13 protein-coding genes and 1 other RNA gene are annotated in these 14762 nt (G+C 56.1%); 10 read left to right on the top strand and 4 right to left on the bottom strand.

What is annotated here, in order from left to right; translation table 11 throughout:
* Positions 1 to 568: 568 nt before the first annotated feature.
* The 3 genes from rnpB to garL form a co-directional block, all read right to left on the bottom strand.
* An RNA gene (gene rnpB / locus G0034_RS19980) (RNase P RNA component class A) lies at positions 569 to 945 on the bottom strand.
* A gap of 59 nt (positions 946 to 1004) precedes the next feature.
* Positions 1005 to 1895, bottom strand: a complete 891-nt coding sequence (gene garR, locus G0034_RS19985; protein WP_023331370.1) for a 2-hydroxy-3-oxopropionate reductase — start codon at positions 1893 to 1895, stop codon at positions 1005 to 1007.
* 20 nt (positions 1896 to 1915) lie between these two features.
* A complete protein-coding gene (gene garL, locus G0034_RS19990) occupies positions 1916 to 2686 on the bottom strand; it encodes a 2-dehydro-3-deoxyglucarate aldolase (protein WP_014885347.1) in 771 nt (256 codons plus the stop codon).
* Between the two features lie 359 nt (positions 2687 to 3045).
* On the opposite strand from garL, the gene garD reads away from it, so the two are divergent.
* Complete coding sequence (garD, locus tag G0034_RS19995; protein ID WP_179121227.1) at positions 3046 to 4617, top strand: galactarate dehydratase; 1572 nt, start codon at positions 3046 to 3048, stop codon at positions 4615 to 4617.
* Positions 4618 to 4697: 80 nt separating this feature from the next.
* On the opposite strand, the gene G0034_RS20000 is transcribed toward garD, so the two are convergent.
* Entirely contained in the window at positions 4698 to 5513 is an 816-nt protein-coding gene (locus G0034_RS20000) for a DeoR family transcriptional regulator (protein WP_117581451.1), read from the bottom strand.
* 251 nt (positions 5514 to 5764) lie between these two features.
* Here G0034_RS20000 and kbaZ point away from each other — a divergent pair, with 251 nt between their 5' ends.
* The 9 genes from kbaZ to malX all read left to right on the top strand — a co-directional run bounded on the left by kbaZ (position 5765) and on the right by malX (position 14761).
* Positions 5765 to 7060, top strand: coding sequence for a tagatose-bisphosphate aldolase subunit KbaZ (gene kbaZ / locus G0034_RS20005; RefSeq protein WP_286079222.1), 1296 nt, complete (start codon positions 5765 to 5767; stop codon positions 7058 to 7060).
* A 20-nt stretch (positions 7061 to 7080) separates the two neighbouring features.
* Positions 7081 to 7554 carry a PTS N-acetylgalactosamine transporter subunit IIB gene (gene agaV / locus G0034_RS20010; protein ID WP_179121229.1) on the top strand — a complete coding sequence of 158 codons (474 nt, stop codon included), beginning with the start codon at positions 7081 to 7083 and terminating at the stop codon, positions 7552 to 7554.
* A gap of 10 nt (positions 7555 to 7564) precedes the next feature.
* The gene (gene agaW, locus G0034_RS20015; protein ID WP_023331376.1) at positions 7565 to 8344 is read left to right on the top strand and encodes a PTS N-acetylgalactosamine transporter subunit IIC; all 780 of its coding nucleotides are present in this window, start codon (positions 7565 to 7567) and stop codon (positions 8342 to 8344) included.
* Positions 8334 to 9212: a PTS N-acetylgalactosamine transporter subunit IID gene (gene agaE / locus G0034_RS20020; RefSeq protein WP_032635453.1), complete on the top strand. Its 879-nt coding sequence runs from the start codon at positions 8334 to 8336 to the stop codon at positions 9210 to 9212. Before agaW ends, agaE begins: the two co-directional genes overlap by 11 nt.
* Before the next feature lie 16 nt (positions 9213 to 9228).
* Positions 9229 to 9663: a PTS galactosamine/N-acetylgalactosamine transporter subunit IIA gene (gene agaF, locus G0034_RS20025; RefSeq protein ID WP_023331378.1), complete on the top strand. Its 435-nt coding sequence runs from the start codon at positions 9229 to 9231 to the stop codon at positions 9661 to 9663.
* Positions 9660 to 10793 (top strand): N-acetylglucosamine-6-phosphate deacetylase, encoded by a 1134-nt coding sequence (nagA, locus tag G0034_RS20030; RefSeq protein ID WP_032635452.1) that lies wholly within the window; start codon positions 9660 to 9662, stop codon positions 10791 to 10793. The genes agaF and nagA overlap by 4 nt, the downstream gene beginning before the upstream one ends.
* Before the next feature lie 246 nt (positions 10794 to 11039).
* A complete protein-coding gene (locus tag G0034_RS20035) occupies positions 11040 to 12188 on the top strand; it encodes an SIS domain-containing protein (protein WP_179121230.1) in 1149 nt (382 codons plus the stop codon).
* Between the two features lie 12 nt (positions 12189 to 12200).
* Positions 12201 to 13073, top strand: coding sequence for a tagatose-bisphosphate aldolase subunit KbaY (gene kbaY / locus G0034_RS20040; protein WP_023337849.1), 873 nt, complete (start codon positions 12201 to 12203; stop codon positions 13071 to 13073).
* Positions 13074 to 13189: 116 nt separating this feature from the next.
* Complete coding sequence (gene malX / locus G0034_RS20045) at positions 13190 to 14761, top strand: maltose/glucose-specific PTS transporter subunit IIBC (protein ID WP_179121231.1); 1572 nt, start codon at positions 13190 to 13192, stop codon at positions 14759 to 14761.
* Position 14762: the final 1 nt, after the last annotated feature.

The following is a 14762-nucleotide window of genomic DNA, read 5'->3' on the forward strand; positions in this document are numbered from 1 at the left end:
AAAAAGCTTTTATCATCAATCAGATAGGCTTGCCAGATCACACCATTACGCTGATATCGATCAACAAAACCAACAGTAATAAATTTATTTTATGGCGATAACCTGGATAAATTTTCCTGCGTTAATAAAATCAATAAAGACGATCTTTCAGGCAATTAAAGACCAATAAATAACCGTTATTCAGTTGAAACATTCTTTCAATTTATCAATTTTTACAGATGCTTTTAGGCTGGCTTTCGATAAAAAGAGGAATACGTCACACATTCGCAGGATGAATGTTTTTAAATGCAATATGTAGATATCAAACATGAAAACATATTGATTCATTAAGACAACAATCACAACAAATTAACAACACCGTGGATTAACCCCTTTTCAGCGCGAAATTTTGTGATAACGATCGCCTGTAGATTGCCTGAGGCCATTGAAGAGATAAAAACAGTGAAATGTGCTTAATGTCGCAAATATGAGAATTGATGTCGTTTGTGGGGTTGTCGGGTGGCGCAGCACTTAACCGACCTACAACCTCCTGAAAGCAAAAACCCCGCCGAAGCGGGGTTTTTTAAGAAGTTGAAGCTGACCGATAAGCCGGGTTCTGTCGTGGACAGTCATTCATCTAGGCCAGCAATCGCTCACTGGCTCAAGCAGCCTACCCGGGTTCAGTACGGGCCGTACCATGTGAACCCCTATTTGGCCTTGCTCCGGGTGGAGTTTACCGTGCCACGGACTGTTACCAGCCGCGCGGTGCGCTCTTACCGCACCCTTTCACCCTTACCTGATCCCGCTTGCGCGGGCCATCGGCGGTTTGCTCTCTGTTGCACTGGTCGTGGGTTTCCCCCCCAGGCGTTACCTGGCACCCTGCCCTATGGAGCCCGGACTTTCCTCCCCTCCGCCCGTCTCCCCCGAAAGGGACGACGACGAAGCGGCGACTGTCTGGTCAGCTTCGGCGCGCAGTATAGAGGGTTTGCGCGCCGCTGTCACCTTCAGGTGCAGGCAAGACGTAATTAACGCGCGACTTCTACCTTTGCCAGTTTTTCGTAGTAGCACGCAATCGCGCTGTGATCGGCCGTGCCCAGACCATCTGCACGCAACGCCTGCATCATCTCCATCACCGCCGCGGTCAGCGGCAGCTGTGCGCCTACGCCGTGGGACGTATCGAGCGCGTTCGCCAGATCTTTAATGTGCAGGTCGATACGGAATCCCGGCTTGAAGTTACGGTCCATCACCATCGGCGCTTTGGCATCCAGCACGGTACTTCCCGCCAGACCACCGCGAATCGCCTGATAGACCAGGTCCGGGTTAACGCCCGCTTTGGTTGCCAGCGTCAGCGCTTCAGACATCGCGGCGATGTTCAGCGCCACAATGACCTGGTTCGCCAGCTTGGTCACGTTGCCCGCGCCAATTTCACCCGTATGCACCACGGAGCCTGCCATCGCTTTCATCAGGTCATAGTATTTATCGAAAATAGCTTTATCCCCGCCGACCATCACCGACAGCGTGCCGTCGATCGCTTTCGGCTCACCGCCGCTGACCGGCGCGTCCAGCATATCCACGCCCTTCGCTTTTAGCGCCTCGCTGATTTCACGACTTGCAAGCGGTGCGATAGAGCTCATATCAATCAGCACCAGGCCGGGCTTCGCGCCCTCAATGATGCCGTTCTCCCCCAGCGCGACCTCTTTAACATGCGGGGAGTTTGGCAGCATGGTAATGATGACATCGCACTGCTCAGCAATCGCTTTGGCGGTGGAGGCTGTTTCTGCGCCAGCCGCCATCACCTCGGCCACAGATTGCGGATTATGATCGGAGACCACCAGTGAGTAACCCGCTTTGATGAGGTTCTTACTCATTGGTTTACCCATGATCCCCAGGCCAATAAAACCCACTTTCAGCGTCATAACTGTTTCCTCAATGATGGTTATTTTTTAAAAGCGTCCGCTAATTTCTGCGTCGCTGAGCGGAACACCCCGAGATCGCTGCCGACGGCAACAAAGGTGGCTCCCCACTCCAGATAACGTCGGGCGTCGGCTTCAACCGGCGCCAGTATGCCGCTCGGTTTACCGTGTGCTTTGGCGCGAGCAAATATGTGCTGGATCGCACGCTGCACGTCAGGGTGGCTGGCATTGCCCAGGTGGCCAAAGGCGGCAGCCAGATCGCTTGGGCCGACAAAGATACCGTCCACACCGTTTGTGGCTGCAATAGCGTCGAGATTATCAACCCCCTGCTGGCTCTCAATCTGCACCAGAACAGTGATGTTGCTATTGGACTGCGCGAAGTAGTCCGGCACGGTGCCGAACATGTTGGCGCGGTGTGAGACGGAGACGCCGCGGATCCCTTCCGGCGGGTAGCGCGTTGATGCCACGGCCAGCGCCGCTTGTTCCTGGGTTTCCACAAACGGGATGAGGAAATTGTAGAACCCGATATCCAGCAAACGTTTGACGATCACCGGGTCATTGGTTGGCACTCGCACCACCGGGGCGCTGGCGCTGCCTTTCAGGGCCATCAGTTGCGGAATAAAGGTGCTGATATCATTTGGCGCATGTTCGCCGTCGAGCACCAGCCAGTCAAAACCAGCAAGGCCCAGCACTTCAGTACTTATTGGGTTTGCCAGCGCAGACCAACAGCCAATCTGGATCTGGTGCGCCGCGAGGGCCGTTTTAAACGTATTCGGGAAGATATTGTTATTCATCACTTATACCTTTTTAATTCCGCAGTTTGAGCCGGGATTATTTATTGCGAAACATATTGTTTTTATATTTATTTCTCTGACTGAATGTTGGCAATATAAAATCGTCCTTCAGTATAATCGTCACTTCACAACAGCACATTGTTTTTATGCTCAAGTATTGCGCCTCATTTCAACGCCATTTTGAGCATATGCCCAACGCTGTGGGCGCTAATGCACAGAATCAGGGATTAGTTAGCCTGACGCGATCGCGATCACATTTTTGACTGTCTTCTGCTGACATCCTTTATTTCCTCGAGAATAAAACGATTATCCAACGGGTTAAATTTACTATCTGACACTTTGCCGGAGAAATGTGAATAATGGCCGATATTGAAATGAGAGAGGCATCGCCGACGGCGTTTTATATAAAAGTTCACGATACGGATAACGTGGCGATTATTGTCAATGACAATGGCTTAAAAGCGGGAACACGCTTCCCGGACGGACTGACGTTAATTGAACATATTCCCCAGGGGCATAAGGTCGCACTGGTCGATATTCCTGCCCATGGGGAGATCGTGCGTTACGGTGAAGTCATCGGCTATGCCGTTCGCGCAATTCCGCAGGGAAGCTGGATTGAGGAGTCGCTGGTTGAACTGCCAAAAGCGCCACCGCTGAACACCCTGCCACTTGCCACCCGCGTACCGGAACCGCTTCCCCCACTGGAAGGCTATACCTTTGAAGGCTATCGCAATCCGGACGGCAGCGTCGGTACCAAAAATCTTCTTGGTCTCACCACCAGCGTACACTGCGTGGCGGGCGTGGTGGATTACGTGGTGAAAATCATCGAACGCGATCTGCTGCCGAAATACCCGAACGTCGATGGCGTGGTTGGCCTGAACCATCTCTATGGCTGTGGCGTAGCGATCAACGCGCCAGCGGCGGTCGTGCCGATCCGTACCATTCATAATATTGCCCTCAACCCGAATTTTGGCGGCGAGGTGATGGTGATTGGTCTGGGGTGCGAAAAACTCCAGCCTGAGCGTCTGCTCCAGGGTACCGAAGACGTCAAAGCCATTCCGGCAGACGAGGCCAGCATTGTACGCCTGCAGGACGAACGCCACATTGGGTTCCGGTCTATGGTCGACGATATTCTGCAGGTTGCTGAGCGTCATCTGGATAAGCTCAACCGACGCCAGCGCGAAACCTGCCCTGTCTCTGACCTGGTGGTGGGAACCCAGTGCGGCGGCAGCGATGCGTTCTCTGGCGTGACGGCCAACCCGGCGGTGGGCTTCGCGTCCGACCTGCTTGTTCGTTGCGGTGCGACGGTGATGTTTTCCGAAGTGACTGAAGTCCGTGATGCCATCCATTTACTGACGCCGCGCGCCGTCAATGAAGAAGTGGGCCAGCGCCTGCTTGAGGAGATGGCCTGGTACGATAACTATCTCGACATGGGTAAAACCGACCGCAGCGCGAATCCGTCTCCGGGAAACAAAAAAGGGGGCCTGGCGAACGTCGTGGAAAAAGCCCTGGGTTCGATTGCGAAATCCGGCCAAAGCGCGATTGTGGAAGTCCTCTCTCCGGGACAGCGGCCGACCAAACGCGGCCTGATCTACGCGGCAACGCCGGCCAGCGATTTTGTTTGCGGCACCCAGCAGGTGGCATCCGGCATTACGGTGCAGGTCTTTACCACCGGACGCGGCACGCCGTATGGCCTGATGGCAGTCCCGGTGATCAAAATGGCGACGCGCACCGAGCTGGCAAACCGCTGGTACGACTTAATGGATATCAACGCGGGAACCATCGCCACCGGAGAAGAGAGCATTGAGGACGTGGGCTGGAAGCTATTCCACTTAATTCTGGACGTGGCGAGCGGGCGGAAGAAAACGTTCTCGGACCAATGGGGATTACATAACCAGCTGGCGGTGTTTAACCCGGCACCAGTGACGTGATGACTTCCCACCCTGCCCTCTCCCTACGGGGGAGAGGGCAAAAAAAGCAGCGAACGCTCCCCTCTCCCGGTGGGAGAGGGTTAGGGTGAGGGGGAAACCAGCACTACATCAATCCCGCTTTTACGCAATCCATCCAGACTTTCCGCCGGAATGCCTTCATCGACAATAATCATATCAATCCTTTGCGTATCAATGATTTTATGCAGGCTTGAGCGGTTGAACTTGCTGGAATCAGTCACAACGATAATGCGCTCTGCCACCTCGCACATTTTGCGATTCAGACGCGCTTCATCCTCGTTATGCGTGCTCACGCCACGATCCAGATCGATGGCATCAACGCCCAGGAACAGCAAATCAAAGTGATAATTCTGTAAGGACTGTTCCGCCTGGTCGCCATAGAAAGACTGCGACTGACGACGCAAGTGGCCACCGGTCATCAGCAGTTCCACCCCTTCCGCTTCCAGCAACGCATTCGCCACATTCATTCCATTGGTCATGGCAATGACATCCGTGTGCTGGCGCAGCATTCTGGCAATTTCAAAGGTCGTGGTGCCAGAGTCGAGAATAATGCGATGGCCCGGCTTCACCAGCGCGGCGGCGGCCTGAGCGATGCTGCGCTTGACAGCCGTATTGAGCGAACTTTTATCCTCAACGGAGGGCTCGATGCCGGGCAAATTACCTTCACAAATTAGCGCCCCGCCGTAAGCGCGAACAGCGATGCCCTGCCTTTCCAGGAATGCCAGATCGTTACGGATCGTCACTGTCGATACGCCATATAAATGAGAAAGATCGTTAACCTGCACGCTTCCCTGCGCCCGCAACCGCTGAATGATCTGCTCTCGCCTTTCACTGGTACCGGTGACGCGCTTTTCTGCGGATGAATCGGAGCTATTCATATGAAGTCCTTAATCAATACACTTTCGTTTCATTTCGTTTTGCCTATTAACGCCTTTCTTTTTGTGGAATGCAAGCGCTGTCTGGGGGACATACGCAAACAAGCCCGACGCTGAAACCTTTCATTATGTTTCTTTTGTGAAACAGATCGGAAAACCATTATCTTTCGTTTTATTTTTACATCACCATCATGCAGGATTAAATGAAACAAAACGAAAGATGACTACCAACACCATCCGAAATGGAGAGGAAAGTGAAACATCTGACAGAAATGGTGGAACAACATAAACGGGGGAAGGCAAACGGAATTTATGCCGTATGTTCCGCACATCCACTGGTACTTGAAGCGGCCATTCGTTACGCCCAGTTACGCTGCACGCCACTGCTGATCGAAGCGACCTCAAACCAGGTGGATCAGTTTGGCGGCTACACCGGCATGACGCCCGCCGATTTTCACGGTTTCGTTAGCAGGCTGGCGGAGTTCCTTGGTTTTCCGACGTCACAATTGATCCTCGGCGGCGATCACCTGGGCCCAAACCGGTGGCAAAACCTGCCGGCTTTACAGGCGATGGCGAACGCCGACGATCTGATCAGAAGCTACGTCACTGCGGGGTTTAAGAAGATCCATCTGGACTGCAGTATGTCCTGCGAGGACGATCCGGTTCCCTTAACCGATGCCATCGTCGCTGAGCGCGCCGCGCGTCTGGCCAAAATTGCCGAAGACACCTGCCGTGCGAAATTTGGTGTAGCCGATCTGGTCTACGTTATTGGCACGGAGGTGCCGGTTCCCGGTGGTGCACATGAAACGCTGAGTGAACTTGAAGTCACCACGCATGAGGCGGCGCGCGCCACGCTTGAAGCGCATCGCCATGCATTTGAGAAAGTGGGGTTGAACGACATCTGGCCACGCATTATCGGCCTGGTGGTTCAGCCTGGCGTGGAGTTCGACCACGCCCACGTCTGCGATTATCAACCGCAAAAAGCCATCGCCCTGAGTGAAATGGTTGAAACCTATGACACGCTGGTATTTGAAGCGCACTCCACTGACTACCAGACATCACAGGCGTTGCGCCAACTGGTGAAAGATCACTTTGCAATCTTAAAAGTCGGCCCGGCCCTGACCTTTGCCCTGCGTGAAGCGCTGTTCTCACTGGCCGCCATTGAAGAGGAGCTGCTGCCAGCCAAAGCCAGCTCTGGCCTGCGTCACGTACTGGAAAACGTGATGCTCGATCGCCCCGAGTACTGGCAAAGCCATTATCACGGTGACGGCAACGCACGGCGGCTGGCACGGGGCTACAGCTACTCCGACCGCGTGCGCTATTACTGGCCAGACAGCGAGATTGACGATGCCTTTGAACGACTGGTCCGCAACCTGGATGACGAACCCATCCCGCTGCCGCTCATCAGTCAGTATTTGCCGTTGCAATACGGCAAAGTTCGCGAGGGCGCTCTCAAGTCGACACCGCGGGAACTCATCATTGACCACATTCAGGACATACTCCAGCAGTACCATGCCGCCTGCGAAGGCGTACCGACTCAACACGCATAATTAAAAAAGAGGAAAACACTATGCCAAACATTGTCTTATGCCGCATTGATGAACGCCTGATCCACGGACAGGTGGGCGTTCAGTGGGTAGGGTTTGCGGGGGCGAACCTGGTTCTGGTGGCAAATGACGAGGTTGCAGACGATGCGGTTCAACAGAACCTGATGGAAATGGTACTTGCGGAAGGGATCGCCGTGCGCTTCTGGTCTCTGCAAAAAGTTATCGACAACATTCACCGCGCCGCTGACCGCCAGAAGATTCTGCTGGTCTGTAAATCACCCGCCGATTTTTTAACGCTGGTAGAGGGCGGCGTGCCCATCACCCGTATTAACGTCGGAAACATGCATTACGCCAGTGGCAAACGGCAAATTGCCAAAACGGTATCTGTCGACGCGAACGATATCACTGCGTTCAACGGCCTGAAAGCGGCCGGGGTGGAATGCATCGTTCAGGGCGTTCCAACAGAGGCTGCTTTGGATCTCTTTAAACTGCTATGAGGGATTCACAATGGAAATCAGTCTGTTGCAGGCTTTCGCGCTGGGGCTTCTCGCCTTTATCGCGGGCCTGGATATGTTTAACGGGTTAACACACATGCACCGCCCGGTGGTACTGGGGCCACTGGTTGGTCTGATTCTGGGCGATCTGCATACCGGCATTCTGACCGGCGGCACGTTAGAGCTGGTCTGGATGGGTCTGGCGCCGCTGGCTGGTGCGCAACCGCCAAACGTGATTATCGGCACCATTGTCGGCACCACGTTTGCCATTACCACAGGCGTGAAACCGGATGTCGCCGTTGGGGTCGCTGTACCGTTTGCTGTTGCGGTACAAATGGGCATTACCTTCCTCTTCTCCGTGATGTCCGGCGTCATGTCCCGTTGCGATCGCATGGCGGCTAATGCGGACACGCACGGTATTGAACGGGTTAACTATCTTGCCCTGCTGGCGCTGGGTATCTTCTACTTTCTCTGCGCTTTTCTGCCAATTTACTTCGGTGCAGAGCACGCGAAAACCGCCATTGATGTCCTGCCGGAACGTCTGATAGACGGTCTCGGTGTTGCAGGCGGCATCATGCCAGCCATCGGCTTCGCCGTGCTGCTGAAGATCATGATGAAAAACGTCTACATCCCTTACTTCATTATCGGTTTTGTCGCTGCGGCCTGGCTGAAACTTCCGGTGCTGGCGATTGCGGCTGCTGCGCTGGCGATGGCGCTGATCGACCTGATGCGTAAATCACCTGAACCGACTGCGTCAACGGCCCAGAAAGAGGAATTCGAAGATGGCATCTAATCAAACCACTCTGCCAGGCGTGTCTGAAAGTGAAGAGACCCTGCTCACCGGCGTAAACGAAAACATCTATGAAGACCAGAGCATCGGTGCCGAACTGACGAAAAAGGACATTAACCGTGTCGCATGGCGCTCCATGCTATTACAGGCCTCGTTTAACTACGAGCGTATGCAGGCCTCCGGCTGGCTGTATGGATTACTGCCTGGGCTGAAAAAGATCCACACCAACAAGCGGGACCTGGCGCGGGCGATGAAAGGCCACATGGGATTCTTTAATACCCATCCGTTCCTGGTCACCTTTGTTATCGGCATCATTCTGGCGATGGAGCGCTCCAAGCAGGATGTGAACAGCATCCAGAGCACCAAAATTGCCGTGGGCGCGCCGCTCGGCGGCATTGGCGATGCCATGTTCTGGCTCACGCTGCTGCCCATCTGCGGCGGTATTGGTGCCAGCCTGGCGCTACAGGGTTCGATTCTGGGTGCGGTGGTCTTTATCGTGCTGTTTAACGTGGTGCACCTCGGCCTGCGCTTTGGTCTGGCGCACTACGCCTACCGGATGGGCGTTGCCGCGATCCCGTTGATTAAAGCCAACACCAAAAAGGTCGGCCACGCTGCGTCTATCGTCGGGATGACGGTGATCGGCGCGCTGGTAGCAACCTATGTGCGCCTGAATACCACGCTTGAAATCAAAGCCGGGGATGCGGTTGTCAAACTGCAAGCCGACGTCATCGACAAGCTGATGCCCGCATTTCTGCCGCTGGTCTATACCCTGACCATGTTCTGGCTGGTGCGTCGTGGCTGGAGCCCGCTGCGCCTGATTGGTATCACCGTGGTGCTGGGCGTTGTCGGTAAATTCTGTCACTTCCTGTAAAAGCAAAGAGGTCGCGATGTTAGGCATCATTTTGACGGGTCACGGTGGGTTTGCCAGCGGACTTGAACAGGCGATGAAGCAGATCCTCGGCGAACAGCCGCAGTTTATCGCCATCGATTTCCCGGAAACCTCCTCGACTGCGCGGCTAACCGCGCAGCTTGAGCAGGCGGTAACTGAACTGGATCCCCAGTACGATATCGTGTTTCTTACCGATCTGCTCGGCGGTACGCCGTTTCGCGTAGCGTCAACGCTTGCGATGCAAAAGCCGGGATGGGAAGTGATCACCGGCACCAACCTGCAACTTCTGCTGGAAATGGTGCTGGAACGCGACGGGTTAAGTAGCGAAGCGTTTCGTCTGCAGGCGCTCGCGTGTGGCCATCGCGGCCTGACCAGCCTGGTGGATGAGCTTGGGCGCTGTCATGAGGAAGCCCCTGCTGAGGAAGGGATATGAGCCAGCTGCTGCGCGCGCGACGGATCCTTACCGAACAGGGCTGGCTGGACGACCACCAGCTACGCATTGAAAGCAGTGCGGTTGCGGCGATTGAACCCATCCCGGCGGGCGTTACGACGCGGGATGCGGAGCTGCTTTGCCCGGCCTATATCGACACGCACGTCCACGGCGGCGCTGGCGTGGACGTCATGGATGATGCGCCCGGCGTGCTGGACACCCTGGCAATGCATAAAGCCCGCGAAGGCGTGGGCGCATTTCTGCCCACCACCGTGACCGCGCCGCTGAAGGCCATCCACGCCGCGCTGATGCGTATCGCCCGGCGCAGTCAGTCCGGCGGCTCGGGCGCGCAGATCCTGGGCAGCTATCTGGAAGGACCGTACTTTACGCCGCAGAACAAAGGGGCGCATCCGCCGGAGCTGTTCCGGGAGCTGGATATCGTCGAGCTGGACAGGCTGGCTGACGTTTCACAGGGCACGCTACGGGTGGTGGCGCTCGCGCCAGAAAAACCCGGCGCGCTGCAGGCGATTCGCCATCTTAAACAGCGCGGGATACGCGTGATGCTGGGCCACGGCGCTGCCACGTACCGGCAAACACTTGCCGCGTTTGATGCGGGTGCCGACGGGCTGGTTCACTGCTACAACGGCATGACGGGGCTGCACCACAGAGAGCCCGGAATGGTCGGCGCAGGGCTTACGGACAAACGGGCGTGGCTGGAGCTGATTGCCGACGGGCACCACGTCCATCCGGGGGCGATGCGCTTATGCTGCTGCTGCGCGCAGGAGCGCGTGGTGCTGATTACCGATGCAATGGAGGCGGCAGGTATGCCGGACGGACGGTATACACTTTGTGGCGAAGAGGTCTCGATGCAAAACGGCGTGGTTCGAACCGGCTCCGGCGGGCTAGCGGGCAGCACGCTGTCGCTGGATGCCGCGGTCAGGAATATGGTGGAGTATGCGGGCGTAACCGCCGAAGACGCTATCCATATGGCCTCGCTGCACCCTGCCCGGCTGTTGGGCGTTGACGGTCAGCTAGGATCCTTAGCCCCGGGTAAACGCGCCAATATCATTGCGCTGGACGGGGGTTTACACCTCCAGCAGATCTGGATTCAGGGACAGGCTCTCTCCCTTTAGCCCTTTCATTGTGTCTCCTGTTGGCCTTACGGCACCCGATCGTAAGGCCTTTCTTTTCCTTTCCTTAACTCTTCCCTTTCCTTTCACGATCGCACTTTTCGTTTTATTTCTTTTCTTTCATTGAAGTTTCGATTTCTTTTCTATAGATTTTATTTAACTGCTTAAGTGAACAAGTGAAACGAAACGAAAGATAGCGACACGATTGCCAGCGTCTGATGTGGAATTCACACGACTAAGGACTGAGTTATGCCACAAACCACTACCGCCGCGACAACCGGCACCTGGACAGAGGAAGAGATCCGCCAGCAGCCTGCCAGCTGGATCCGCTCGCTCAACAACATCGATAACCTGCGTGCTTCGATCGACAGTTTCCTGACGCCGCTGCTGCGCAAGGAGGATCTGCGGATCGTCCTGACCGGCGCGGGCACATCCGCCTTTATCGGCGATATCGTTTCTCCCTGGCTCGCGAGCTGCACCGGGAAAAACTTCACTGCCGTGCCGACAACCGATCTGGTCACGAACCCGGTGGACTACTTCAGCCCTGCGCATCCGCTGCTGCTGATTTCGTTTGCCCGCTCCGGCAACAGCCCGGAAAGCGTCGCGGCCGTCGAGCTGGCAAACCAGTTCGTGCCGGAGTGCTACCACCTGTCGATCACCTGCAACGAGGCGGGGAGCCTGTACCAGAACGCCATCGACAGCGATAACGCCTTTGCCCTGCTGATGCCTGCCGAAACGCACGATCGCGGGTTCGCGATGACCAGCAGCATTACCACCATGATGGCGAGCTGTCTGGCGGTGTTCGCGCCGGAAACGATCAATAGCCACACCTTCCGCGACGTCGCCGATCGCTGTCAGGCGATCCTCACCGCGCTCGGCGATTTCAGCCACGGCGTCTTTGGCAATGAAGCGTGGAAACGCGTCGTCTATCTGGGAAGCGGCGGCCTGCAGGGCGCGGCGCGCGAATCGGCGCTGAAGGTGCTGGAGCTGACAGCGGGCAAGCTGGCGGCGTTTTACGATTCCCCGACGGGCTTCCGTCACGGGCCGAAGTCGCTGGTCGATAGCGAAACGCTGGTGGTGGTGTTTATCTCCAGCCATCCTTATACGCGTCAGTACGATCTGGATCTGCTGGCCGAACTGCGCCGCGATCGCCAGGCCCTGCGCGTCGTCGCCATCGCCGCTGAAAACGCTCCGGTCATTGAAGCGGGTCCGCACATTCTGCTGCCGCCTTCACGTCCGTTTATCGATATGGAACAGGCGTTCTGCTTCCTGATGTATGCCCAGGTCTTTGCACTCTCCCAGTCGCTCAGCGTAGGCAATACGCCCGATACGCCATCCGCCAGCGGGACGGTCAACCGTGTAGTGCAGGGCGTTGTTATTCATCCGTGGCAGGCTTAAGAGGATCGGATCATGAGTATCATTTCAACCAAATATCTTCTGCAGGACGCACAGGCAAAAGGCTACGCCGTTCCGGCGTTCAACATCCACAACGCGGAGACGATCCAGGCGATCCTTGAAGCGTGCAGCGAAATGCGATCGCCGGTGATCCTCGCGGGCACGCCGGGCACCTTTAAGCATATTGCGCTGGAAGAGATCTACGCCCTGTGCAGCGCGTACTCCCACACCTACAACATGCCGCTGGCGCTGCATCTCGATCACCACGAATCGCTGGATGATATACGCCGCAAGGTCAACGCGGGCGTGCGCAGCGCGATGATCGACGGCAGCCACTATCCGTTTGAACAAAACGTGAAACTGGTGAAGTCGGTGGTCGATTTCTGCCACCTCAACGACTGCAGCGTCGAAGCCGAGCTGGGCCGTCTGGGCGGCGTGGAAGATGACATGAGCGTAGACGCCGAAAGCGCGTTCCTCACCGATCCGCAGGAGGCGAAACGCTTCGTCGAACTGACCGGCGTCGATAGCCTTGCCGTCGCCATCGGCACCGCACACGGCCTGTATACCAAACGTCCGAAAATCGACTTCCAGCGGCTGGCGGAAATCCGCGAAGTGGTCACCGTGCCGCTGGTGCTGCACGGCGCGAGCGATGTGCCGGATGAGTTTGTTCGCCGCACCATCGAGCTGGGCGTATGCAAAGTCAACGTGGCCACCGAGCTGAAAATTGCCTTCTCTGACGCGGTTAAAGCCTGGTTTGCCGAAAACCCGCAGGGGAACGATCCGCGCTTCTACATGCGGGTAGGCATGGACGCCATGAAAGAGGTGGTCAGAAGCAAGATCGCCGTTTGCGGCTCGGCAAACCGGCTCCTGCTTCCTGCCGAAGCCTGATCCCATCGCGCATTACGTCAATACCTAAAAAATAACTATAAGCCTCGCAAATATGAAGGCGCGTCCTTAAGCCGGACAGCGCATTCCATTATCCTAAAAATCCGAGGAGTCCCTACATGACACAGGAAAAGTCGTTTAAATCGAAAGCGTGGGAATTTTTCCAAAGCCTGGGAAAGACGTTTATGTTCCCCGTCTCTCTGCTGGCCTTTATGGGGTTGCTGCTGGGTATCGGTAGCTCCGTCACCAGCCCTTCCACTATTAAAAGCTTTCCCTTTCTGGGCGGCGAGTTAACGCAGCTGACCTTTGGCTTTATCGCCATGGTGGGCGGCTTCGCCTTTACCTATCTGCCGCTGATGTTTGCCATGGCTATCCCGATGGGCCTCGCCAAACGCAACAAGGCCGTGGGCGCCTTTGCCGGGTTCGTTGGCTATATGCTGATGAACATGAGCATCAACTACTACCTGACCGCCACCCACCAGCTTGCCGACGCCGCCACCATGAGACAGGTAGGACAATCGATCGTGCTGGGGATCCAGACCCTGGAGATGGGCGTACTGGGCGGCATCGTGGTGGGGGTAATCACTTACTTCCTGCACGAGCGTTTTCAGGACACGGTGCTGCATGACGCCTTTGCGTTCTTTAGCGGCATTCGTTTTGTGCCCATCATTACCGCACTCACGCTGTCGCTGGTCGGGCTGTTTATCCCGCTGTTGTGGGAATACGTGGCGCTGGGCATTGCCGGAATTGGCCATATCATTCAGAGCACCAGCGTTTTCGGACCGTTCCTGTACGGTGTAGGCGTGCTGCTGCTTAAACCCTTTGGTCTGCACCATATCCTGCTGGCGATGGTGCGCTTCACGCCGGCAGGCGGCATTGAGATGGTCAACGGCCATGAAGTGGCCGGCGCGCTGAATATCTTCTACGCCGAGCTGAAAGCCGGACTGCCGTTTAGCCCGCACGTTACCGCGTTTCTGTCACAAGGCTTTATGCCGACCTTTATCTTTGGCCTGCCTGCCGTGGCGTACGCCATCTACCGCACCGCGCGTCCGGAAAACCGCCCGGTAATTAAGGGGCTGCTGCTTTCCGGCGTGCTGGTTTCCGTCGTCACCGGTATTTCAGAACCGATTGAGTTTCTGTTCCTGTTTATCGCCCCCGCGCTTTACGCCTTCCATATCGTGATGTCGGGCCTGGCGCTGATGGTGATGGCCCTGCTGGGGGTCACCATCGGCAACACCGACGGCGGGATTTTGGATCTGCTGATCTTCGGCGTGATGCAGGGGATGTCGACCAAATGGTATCTGCTGTTCCCGGTCGGTATCGCCTGGTTTGCCATCTACTTCTTCGTCTTCCGCTGGTACATCCTCAAACACGATATCAAGACGCCGGGACGTGAAGTGGACGCGCAGGGTGCGCAGCAGGCCGTCGAAGCCAACACCCGCGCGGGTGGAAAATCGAAATACGATCACGGGCTTATCCTGCGCGCGCTCGGTGGCAAAGAGAACATCGAGTCGCTCGACAACTGCATCACCCGCTTGCGCCTGGTCGTGAAGGAGATGGGGCTTATCGATCAGCAGGAGCTGAAAGCGGCTGGCGCCCTGTCGGTGGTGGTGCTGGATGCTCACAGCGTTCAGGTGATCATCGGCCCGCAGGTGCAGAGCGTCAAAACCGGCATTGAAGCCTTAATCTAAC

The organism is Enterobacter sp. T2 (genome assembly GCF_010692925.1).
Lineage (GTDB): Bacteria > Pseudomonadota > Gammaproteobacteria > Enterobacterales > Enterobacteriaceae > Enterobacter > Enterobacter kobei.